Here is a 557-nt window from a genome sequence, read left to right on the forward strand (position 1 = left end):
GCGGCAGCGTTCGGGCTCGCGAAAAAGGCAGCCGCAGCTGGCTCCGCAACCGGGCAGGCAATTCTCGCCTATATCCTCAGCAGAGGCCCCGAAGCGATGCGGGACCTGGATGCGGCGCATGGCTGGTATGAGAAGTCTGCGGCAGCCGGCTGCCCTGAGGGATGCCTGGGCCTTGCTCTTTCCCTCGCCCGGCGCGGGCAGCCTGCGCAGACGGCCAAAGTTGCCGCCGAGGTTCGACGCGCTGCCGACGCCGGTCTGCCAACCGCAATCTACCTTCTTGGGGTCCTGACTGAGCATGGACGCGGCATGCCAGCTGATCGACCGGCAGCCGCGCGACTGTATCAGCTTGCCGCGGAGAAAGGCTTGCCCTCAGCCCAATTCCGGTTGGGATCGGCGCTCATCGAGGGTGGCCTTGCAGGTCAAGATATCGCCGCCGGCGAGGCGTGGATGCGGCGGGCCGCATTGGCAGGAAATATTGAGGCAGCCTATCGTCTGGGCGATCGGCATGTGAAGAGTTCGCCGCCAGACTATGCGGACGCCGCAACATGGTACCGACG

General features: G+C 65.7%; 1 protein-coding gene. It reads left to right on the forward strand.

Annotation, left to right across the window (positions count from 1 at the left end):
* Positions 1-557 (forward strand): tetratricopeptide repeat protein (locus EN925_RS38855; protein WP_164894837.1); only part of this gene is annotated, 557 nt, incomplete at both ends.

The organism is Mesorhizobium sp. M7A.F.Ca.US.006.04.2.1, assembly GCF_004022915.1.
Classification (GTDB): Bacteria; Pseudomonadota; Alphaproteobacteria; order Rhizobiales; family Rhizobiaceae; genus Mesorhizobium; species Mesorhizobium ciceri.